The organism is Synergistaceae bacterium, from assembly GCA_017540085.1.
Classification (GTDB): Bacteria; Synergistota; Synergistia; order Synergistales; family Aminobacteriaceae; genus JAFUXM01.
Genome location: JAFYBQ010000031.1, coordinates 1 through 7,887 on the forward strand (window position 1 = coordinate 1; position 7,887 = coordinate 7,887).

8 protein-coding genes and 2 tRNA genes are annotated in these 7,887 nt (G+C 49.8%); 1 reads left to right on the forward strand and 9 read right to left on the reverse strand.

Annotated elements, in window-relative coordinates:
• Positions 1-34 precede the first annotated feature (34 nt).
• The 8 genes from IKQ95_07495 to IKQ95_07530 all read right to left on the reverse strand — a co-directional run bounded on the left by IKQ95_07495 (position 35) and on the right by IKQ95_07530 (position 7,007).
• Positions 35-124, reverse strand: a tRNA-Ser gene (locus tag IKQ95_07495).
• A 76-nt stretch (positions 125-200) separates the two neighbouring features.
• Complete coding sequence (locus IKQ95_07500) at positions 201-857, reverse strand: hypothetical protein (protein ID MBR4196537.1); 657 nt, start codon at positions 855-857, stop codon at positions 201-203.
• Between the two features lie 19 nt (positions 858-876).
• Entirely contained in the window at positions 877-1,512 is a 636-nt protein-coding gene (locus tag IKQ95_07505; protein MBR4196538.1) for a DUF1311 domain-containing protein, read from the reverse strand.
• A gap of 13 nt (positions 1,513-1,525) precedes the next feature.
• Positions 1,526-3,190: a cache domain-containing protein gene (locus IKQ95_07510; GenBank protein MBR4196539.1), complete on the reverse strand. Its 1,665-nt coding sequence runs from the start codon at positions 3,188-3,190 to the stop codon at positions 1,526-1,528.
• Positions 3,191-3,322: 132 nt separating this feature from the next.
• Positions 3,323-4,258: a homoserine O-succinyltransferase gene (gene metA, locus IKQ95_07515; GenBank protein MBR4196540.1), complete on the reverse strand. Its 936-nt coding sequence runs from the start codon at positions 4,256-4,258 to the stop codon at positions 3,323-3,325.
• Positions 4,259-4,262: 4 nt separating this feature from the next.
• Positions 4,263-5,672 carry a hypothetical protein gene (locus IKQ95_07520; protein ID MBR4196541.1) on the reverse strand — a complete coding sequence of 470 codons (1,410 nt, stop codon included), beginning with the start codon at positions 5,670-5,672 and terminating at the stop codon, positions 4,263-4,265.
• Between the two features lie 6 nt (positions 5,673-5,678).
• The gene (locus IKQ95_07525) at positions 5,679-6,029 is read right to left on the reverse strand and encodes an endonuclease domain-containing protein (GenBank protein ID MBR4196542.1); all 351 of its coding nucleotides are present in this window, start codon (positions 6,027-6,029) and stop codon (positions 5,679-5,681) included.
• Positions 6,030-6,296: 267 nt separating this feature from the next.
• On the reverse strand, positions 6,297-7,007 hold the full coding sequence (locus IKQ95_07530) for an NAD-dependent deacylase (GenBank protein MBR4196543.1): 711 nt from the start codon (positions 7,005-7,007) through the stop codon (positions 6,297-6,299).
• 86 nt (positions 7,008-7,093) lie between these two features.
• Here IKQ95_07530 and IKQ95_07535 point away from each other — a divergent pair, with 86 nt between their 5' ends.
• Positions 7,094-7,639 (forward strand): methyltransferase domain-containing protein, encoded by a 546-nt coding sequence (locus IKQ95_07535; protein MBR4196544.1) that lies wholly within the window; start codon positions 7,094-7,096, stop codon positions 7,637-7,639.
• A gap of 21 nt (positions 7,640-7,660) precedes the next feature.
• Here IKQ95_07535 and IKQ95_07540 read toward each other — a convergent pair.
• Positions 7,661-7,748: transfer RNA gene (locus IKQ95_07540), tRNA-Ser, on the reverse strand.
• Between the last annotated feature and the right edge of the window lie 139 nt (positions 7,749-7,887).

A 7,887-nucleotide genomic window follows, 5' to 3' on the forward strand; every position in this document is an offset into this window, starting at 1 on the left:
GACGTTTAGAGAAACCTTCCTTTACATATAAAAATGGCGGAGACGTAGAGATTCGAACTCTAGGAACGGCAAGCCGCTCAGTTGATTTCGAGTCAACCGCCTTCGACCACTCGGCCACGTCTCCACAAAAAAGTGATGTGTATGTGTGTGATTTGGATTGATGGGTTATCATAACCGCGATTTTGCCGGATTGTCAATTTTTAGCGGGATTTTTTCTGATTGCGTATCTGCACCCCGTTCAGAAACTGCTGATATTTTCCGTCAACATTCACGCCGTTGCCCCGGAGTTTCGCGTCTGATTTCACGGTTACGGTGTTCAGGTCAAGATACATTATTTCCGCGCTTCCTTTGTCATCTGAGACTGTCAGGACATTCCCGGAAAGTTTCCCGCCTGCTGTCCATACTGTTTTTGCCTCGTCTGACTCAAAACTCGCCGTGAGGATTCCTGTCTTCCTGTCGAGCGATATATCTATCTCGTAGCCTGCCGGACTGGTAAATATATTCTCGTCCGCGTCATCAGGGGTGATTTCCGCCGCCCATATTGCGCCCTGAATGTCGTTAATCCTCTGCTCTGTTGCGTCTGCGTAGGCTTTGGCGGGGGGAGTTCTTCCGCTCATCGCTATTCCGGCGTAGTGATCTCGTGAGTTCGTGAGCCATTCTTTTTGCTCTTCCTGAAGCCAGGCGAAATGCTCCGGGGAAAGTTTTGCTTTTGCCTCATCCCATATCCGTGCGAGTTTCTTTTCTGCCCCGGCAAAATCGGAGTCCTTCATCATTTCTTTGTACTCCGAGTCGCTGAGAGCGAATGCCGATGACGCGAGCATAAACAGTGCCGCAATTACAGTAACAAAACGCTTCATGATTTTCCCCTCCCGTGAATCAGAATGCCGTAACACGCTCATGATATTTCCCGTCAACATTAATCCCGCTGTCCCTGAGACTCTTATCGCCTGCGACAACAGGATAGCTCATGTTCCAGAAAGTTACGGACGCGCTTCCCTTTTCGCCTGACAATGTGAGGACGTTCCCGGAGATTTTGCCGCCAGCTTTCCAGATGGTATTTCCGTCATTGTCGGTGAAATCAGCCGTGAGAGTTTCCCCCTCAAACGTGATTGACAGCTCGGTGTATTTCCCGCCGTCATTGCAGATGAAAAAGCCGTCCGCTAATTTTTCGGGCGTGAGATTTGCCGCGTCTATTGCGCTGTTTATGGCCTCAACCCGTGAGCTTGTCTCCTGCGCGTAAGCCTGAGTCCGCGTGAGAGTTCTATCGGCCTTCATGAGGGACTCCGCTCTTTTGTCGCGTCCGTGTGAAATCCATTCGCGCTGTTCCGCCTGCAAATGTTCAAAGAATTTGGCGGGGAGCTTCTTTGCCTCGTTCCATGCCTGCGATAGTTCCTTGTCTGCCTCGGCAAAATCGGAGTCCTTCATCATTTTTCTGTACTCCGAGTCGCTGAGGGCAAATGCGTTTGACGACATGAGGAACAATACTGCCAGTGATAACAGAAATTTTTTCATGTGTTACAGCCTCCTACCTGAAAGATTCTACTGCCTCTGATAAATCGTCTGCAAGTTTATTCATTGTCTCTGTGTCATCGGCGACTTTCTTCACATTGTCGGCAATGTCTCCTACAGACGCGGCGACTTCCTCATTTGTGGCTGAAGTCTCTTCTGACGTTGCCGCAAGACTGTTGACTTCCTCAAGAATCGTATTCTTTATGCCCTCAAGCCGTGAAATCACTTCTGACACCTCGCCGATTTCCTGAAGCGATATTTTGATTTCCGCGTCAAGAGCTTTGAATTTCTCCTGAGCCGCAAGAAGTTTCCCGCGTTCGTTGTCGATAAGGTTCTTCATTTCGAGCGCGGCTTTCACGCTTTCAGCCGATAATCCTTCAACCTCAACGACAATATCATGAATCTGTTCGGCTGACTCGTTTGAACGTTCCGCAAGTTTCTTGATTTCCCCGGCGACAACCCCAAATCCTTTTCCCGCCTCGCCTGCTTTGGCGGCCTCAATGCTGGCATTAAGCGACAGTAAATTAGTCTGCGAGGCAATGTCGGAGATTATGTTCACGGCCTCGTTGATTTTCTCGATTGCGTCATGTGTCTCGCGAATCTTCTCGCTGATTGTGGCGATAGACTCTGAGGCGTGAGAGAAAGACCGCGCCGCGTCATCAATGCTTTCGTGCGCCGAAATGTTAGCGGTGTCCATTGTCCCGGAGCTTCTGCTGAGGGTGTCGACATTCTTCACGGCCTGTGCTGTAACGGTGTCCATCTCGTCAAGATTTGTGCTTATCCCGTGTACGCTTCCGGCGATTGTTACGGCTGACTGCGCGAGTCCCTTCATGGCTTCTGATATTTGGGACGCTGACTCTGACGCTTCCCCGGCCATGTCCGATGTAGATTTCACGGTCTCAGCGAGAGAGAACGCCGACTCCTGAATTTTCACGACAGCTTCACGGATTACCCTGCTGATATTTCCGGCGGCTGTGATTAGCTGAGAGGTCTCAGAAATTTTGCTGACCGTCTCTATTTCGTCATCATTATTCACGTCAAGCAGTGTTTCAATCCGTGCTGTAACTTCCTTCAGCGGCTCTGCGACTCTTTTTGCGACAGCGTAAGCGATTGCCCCGAAAAATAATATCAATCCCGCGCTGACTGACAGAATCAGGATGTATATATTCATTACGGCTGACTGAATTTGTGTCGCGGGCTTGCCGGAAAAGGCCATGCCGTAGACTTTCGCGCCGTACTTTATCGGGGTATAGTAGACGTGATAATCTAGGCCGTTGATCTTCACGCTGTCGGAATAATAATCATTCCCGGCTTTTACGGCCTCCCACACGGCATTTGACGCGGGAGTCCCCTCAATGCGTTTGCCGTTTGCGTCTGTGATTGTCGTCATGAATCGGATATTTTCGCGGAATAGTGTCAGGTCGACTCCTGCGGCTTTCATTTTGTCGATGTAGCTTGTGTCGTAGCGTATGAAGCCGTCAACGAGGTCATAGCCGTTCACTATGTCATACTCGTAATACTCCCTGAGTGCTTTTGCGGCGAGTATAAGCTCTTCTTTCGTGTCCTGCTTCAGGTTTCGGGCGACTACGTTCGATGTGATGAGGGCTACGGCTGTTACGGCGAGGGTCATAGGGGCGAGCGCAAGAATAATGAGTACTGCTTTGAGCGTAAATTTCTTCATAGTTATGTCCTTCCTTTGAGCTTTGCACAAGCCGGGACTCCCGCAAAAAAAAAATTATCCGGGACTCTCTTCATGGCCGGGGCTTTTGCGTGGATGATATATTTTATTGTGAAAGCGTCAGTCTATCAATCCTCAATTCCTCAAATCAAGCTCCTTAATCTTGCGTGTGTCATACGGTGTCTGCTGGTAGACAAAATAATTCAGCCAGTTGGAATAGAGAAGGTTAGCACTTGAACGCCACGTGCAAATAGGTTTCTGCGAGTCGTCATCATTCGGGAAATAGTTATACGGGACGTGAATGGCAAGCCCTGCGCGTTTGTCCCGCCAGTATTCGAGCGCGAGGGTCTCAGGGTCATATTCAGAATGCCCGGTGATAAATATCTGCCTTCCCTCGTTCGTAGAGACGACATAGACCCCTGCCTCGTAGCTCTCAGAAAGAATTTTGAGGGCGGGAATCCTCAGAATATCCCCGCGCATTATTGTAGTGTGGCGCGAATGAGGTACCATGAAGACATCATCAGCCCCCCGGAATAATATTGAGCCTTTGTGCGTAACCCTGTGGCGGAAGACTCCGAACATTTTGCGGGGCAAATGTATTTTGGGTATGCCGTAATGATAATAGAGTCCCGCCTGAGCCGCCCAGCAAATATGAAACGTGCTGTGAACGTGGGACTTGCTCCACTCCATTATGTCGCACAATTCCGGCCAGTAGTCGACCTTCTCAAACGGCAGAAGCTCAACGGGTGCGCCTGTGATGATCATCCCGTCAAAATATTCGTCCCTGTAAGCGTCAAAATTCCTGTAGAACGCTAACATATGTTCCTTGGGCGTGTTCTTGTGTTCGCGTCCGCTGATGGCCATGAGGTCAATTTCAACTTGAAGCGGGGTGTTCCCTAAAAGCCGGGCTAACTGAGTCTCAGTAACAATTTTTGTCGGCATGAGATTCAGAATAAGAATCCTCAGAGGGCGTATATCCTGAGTCATAGCGCGCCTCTGAGTCATCACGAAAATATTTTCCCGTTCGAGGATTCCAGCTGCGGGAAGGTCGCCGGGTATTGTTATGGGCATGGCGTTATTCTTCGCTTCTCACGGTGAACATGCTGACGAAAACCTTGTGAGTCTCGCGGGGAAGTATCCTGTATCCGCGCTTCTCTTTAGTCATCCACAATGAGTAATCCTTGTAGAACGAGGCCGCAAGCGCAAGAAGTGATTTCTTCCTGTTCTCCTTAATTTGCTGCTCGTAGGGAGTTTTGAGCTTCCTGTCCTCGTCTGAGTCCCACCTGAATGTGCCGAGCGCGTAGCTCACTGATTTGTCATTTCCGCCGACAGGGAACGCGGGAATCAGTATAGTGTGATCCGACCAGTCATAAGTACCGAGACCCTGACCCGGCACGAAAATAACGCGGGGTATACCGTACATTCTCACGCGGGGAACGTTGAACATTTCGACATCCATTGAAGTAAATTCCCGGACAATCTCATAATCTTTCGCGTAATCAATCGGAGTCGCACCCGGCTGGGCAAGGAGGGACATATCACAGCGGGCATTCTTTGCGGGGACTGTGAGATATTCGCGCTTCTTCATGATCATGTTTCGGAACTCGGCGCGCTTCATTGCGTCTGTCATCTGGGCGCAGGTGTCTGTGATTTTCTTGTTTCGCCGGGCGATTTTGATTGCGTCAATCTGGGAATACAATATTTCCTTTGCGATGATTTTCGTTTTCTCGTGTGAGGCTGTGAATTTCTCGACAATGGGAATCGGGAGCGGGTTAGCCTCGTTTTTCTGCGCTGAGGAAATGAAAAGGAGCATGGCTTTCTCTGCGTCAATGTATGCTTTTCTCTGCTGTGCTAATTTCTGGCGTGTTGCCTCGTCTCCCTCGCGGTATTCGGGGACTCTCATGTTTACTTTTGTGGCTGACATGAGGAAATCATCGAGGGACTGTAGAGTCTGTGCTATGTTGAGGTTTGACGGGTATTTTGGCGCAAGTGCCTTAATGAAGGAGTCGCGCTGTGTCTGTGCCGCTGTCAGTGCCTCGTTCAACGCGGTGATTCTGTCGTTGAGGCTCATGCCGATTGCGGGAACGGGAGCTTCATTGCCTGTAACGGCCGCCCATGATTCTGCGATGTAGTCCGAGAATGTCATAACCGGGAAGATGTCCCCGGCGCATTTTGTCGCGAGCCAAGATTTTGGGTCAAAATTTTTGCTGAGACTGATTACTCCGGGAATGCAGCCTAAATCGATAAAGAGCCGCTCTTCCGGGTCAAATGTTAATGTCGCGGGCATGGATTTTGTCTGAGCTTCAACGAGGGCGAAAAGAATATCCCAGTATGAAGCGGACATAGACTGCCATAATTTTTGAGCCTGCGACTTGCTTTCGGTTGTGTTTTCCGCGAGAAGTGCCGCGTAATTCCTGGCCGAGTCCGTGAGTTTTGCGGTAGCGTCCTGAACCTCCGGGACATTTTGCCAGCGTTTGAATGACATTGTGATTTAGTCCTCCTTGCTTAAAGCGTTAATTTTTTCACATACGCTGCTGAATTTATCGTCAATTTCTCTGTTGCTGAAGCGTATAACATTCAGGCCAAGAGAGTTCATATATTCTGTGCGTACCCTGTCATATTCTATAGTCTCGTCAATATTATGCTGTGAGCCGTCAATTTCAATCACGAGCCTGAGTTTTCTGCAATAGAAATCAGCGATGTAACTTCCGATTGGCCGCTGTCGGTAGAATTTCAGCGGATGATTTCGCAGGAAGCAGTACCACAAACGGCGTTCCTGCGGTGTCATGTTCTTTCGCAGCTCTCTTGCGCGTTCGATAAGCTGAGGCGTGTATGGCGGCATATGTGTATCTCCTTTCTTTATCCGAAAAACTACCCCCTTCCGCTTGCACTCCCTCCCGTAAAGGCTACCCCCCTTCCGCTTACGCTCCCTCCCCCCTTGGCAGGGGGGACAAGGGACTCATCGGGATTCTTGCCTCCCCTGCACAAGGGGAGGTGGCTGAAAGCCGGAGGGGTTGCCTCCCCTGCACAAGGGAAGGTGGCTGCAAGCCGGAGGGGTTGCCTCCCCTGCACAAGGGAAGGTGGCTGCAAGCCGGAGGGGTCAACTCTGTCATCTCTTCATCTCCATCAATAATTCGTCCCTCATTTTCGCGACTCCTGTCGAGGCAGGCTCCTTTATGACCTTGAAATTCAGCCACCCCGGTACACTCACTTCTGCCGGGTCAATGAGATATGATTTTGTGCCTCCCCTCAAATCATGAACAAGCCCAGCCGCAGGGTATACCACAAGCGACGAGCCGACAACCGCAAAAATATCCGCACTCCTCACGAGCCGTGAAGCCTCTGTGATAGCAGGGACTGCCTCGCCGAACCACACTATATGAGGCCGCAATAATTCCCCGTCCGCGTTCTTCTCGCCGTAAGCCATCGCCCTGTAGCCTATATCGATAACCTTGCTTTCGCGCTCATCATTCACCGGGCGTACTTTCGTCAGTTCTCCGTGAAGGTGAAGAACGTTATGACTCCCGGCCTTTTCGTGAAGGTTGTCGACATTCTGCGTGATAATTCTTACGTCAAAATATTCTTCAAGCTCGGCTAATACTTTGTGGCCTTCATTGGGCTGTGCGTGTTCAAGCTGTGCGCGTAAATCGTTGTAGAAGTCTGTCATCAGCTTTGGATTTCTGTACCACCCCTCAATGCTTGCTACGTCCTCAACGTTATACTGCTCCCATAACCCGCCGGAGTCACGGAAAGTTTTGAACCCGCTCTCCGCGCTTATGCCCGCACCAGTGAGGACTACGAGTCTTTTTTTGCCGGACATGAAATTTTTTCCCCCCTGTATAATTATGTGGATTTCAGAAATAATAGCACATACGGAGGATTTGAACGTTGCAGCTTAAAGAGAGTATGACATTCCTGAAACGATTTGCCAGCTCGCCGAGACGAATCGGAAGTGTTGCGCCAAGCTCGAAATTTCTCACAAAAGCCATGCTTGACCGTGTTGACTGGGAGAACGCGAAATATATCGCAGAGCTTGGAGCAGGGACAGGGGTCTTTACGCGGGAAATTGTGAGACGTGCCCGGCCTGACGCTAAAATTTTGGTGTTCGAGATTGACCCGGCATTGCAGAAAATGATTCGCGAGGAACATCCCGAACACAAAGGGCTGACATTGCACAGCGACGCGCAGGAGTTAGTGAAGTATATGAATGACAACGGAATAACGGAGCTTGACTTTGTGATTTCGAGCCTTCCTTTTACGGTGCTGCCTCCGAAAATGACGGTTAGAATCCTCAACGCCGTACTGAAAGCCCTGAAGCCTGACGGACATTTTGTAGCGTATCAATATTCCTCAATCATGAAGCACGTTCTGAAGAAGAAATTTTCACACATGAAGACGCGCTTTGTGATGTTCAATATACCGCCGGCGTTTGTGTATGACTGCTGGAAGTGAGTTAGTGAAAGGGTAAACAAATGGCGGAAACGCAGAGATTCGAACTCTGGTAGCATCACTGCTAAGACGCTCTCCAAGCGCCCGCCTTCGACCGCTCGGCCACGTTTCCACGCACGGAATTATAGCACAAAAAGTTTCATGCTCAATAATTCCTGAATGCGTATGATAAAATATTCGTAGCTCCTTTGAAGACGTGAGGAAAAAAATTCGTTTCAAGGGAGCATTGTTGTCTCTTGACAGTCCCCCCC